Source organism: Treponema sp. R6D11 (genome assembly GCF_054786075.1).
In genome coordinates this window covers 1-893 of record NZ_BDHD01000507.1, presented here as the reverse complement: position 1 = coordinate 893, position 893 = coordinate 1, and the positions used below count along the sequence as shown (strand labels likewise).

The 893-nt window shown below is 39.5% G+C and carries 1 protein-coding gene; it reads right to left on the bottom strand.

The genetic code is table 11. The features are described 5' to 3' along the window. On the bottom strand, positions 1 to 671 hold a 671-nt coding region (locus ACYVTD_RS14305; protein WP_461248393.1), incomplete at its 3' end, for a hypothetical protein. Positions 672 to 893: the final 222 nt, after the last annotated feature.

The window sequence follows — 893 nt, the reverse complement described above, 5'->3', positions numbered from 1 at the left end:
TCCTTAAGCCTAATTATAACCTTATTTTTTGCCGACTCATCCCCCGCAACATAATTATTCATATCTTCGGCGGTTATAACCGTAAATCTCCCACTATTAACATTCGATTGCGCAATCGCCAATCTCTCTTCCGCCAACCTAAGGATTTTCCCCCGCTCCGTTATAAGCAATTTATTGCTTGACATCACGGGCAATTGTTGTTTTTGTTTCAAAGTCGCTTCTGCTCCTTTTTCAGCCTCCAGAGCTTTCTTTTGTTCAAGAGTTAACTCCCCGCTCGCGATTTTTTTATCAAGTTCAATTTTATATTTTGATGTGTATTTATCACCAGTTTCCGCAAACGCAGGATTTCTTTTTCTCTCTATTCTAGCCGCTGCAGCACTTGCTCTAACTACAGCTGTATCATACGCCGCTTCATCAAAAATCAAACCTTTTTTAGCATCCCACACCATATTTTCTGCCGTTGGCATCGGTCTAGATGCTGCTAACTCCGCTATCGCTGCTATTTGTTGTTGCCTAATCAAAACCGCCGCAGCATAATTATTAACAAAATCAAGCGGTGCTATGTATAATTCTTTAGTTTGTTCGTTTATTATTTTTAATTTCTCTGCTTCTAAATTCTTTTCGCGTTTTTCAACTGTGTTTTTAACCAGTCTCTCGATGTCTTTATTCACAGCATTTCTCTGTTCTTCGCTCTTTTTATCAAGCTCTTTGTCTTTCTCGCTTTTTGCCTTCGCGTCGATAAACTGCATCTCTTCTTTTTGTATAGTTTTCGCTTGTTTTTTTTCGGGTTACCGCGGGGGGGTTTTTTGTTTGGGGGGATCGAGAAACCGCATATTTAAAAAAAAATAACTTGGACCCGCCGTTATAAGCTCCTCAAAATAAGAGAGGAAGAA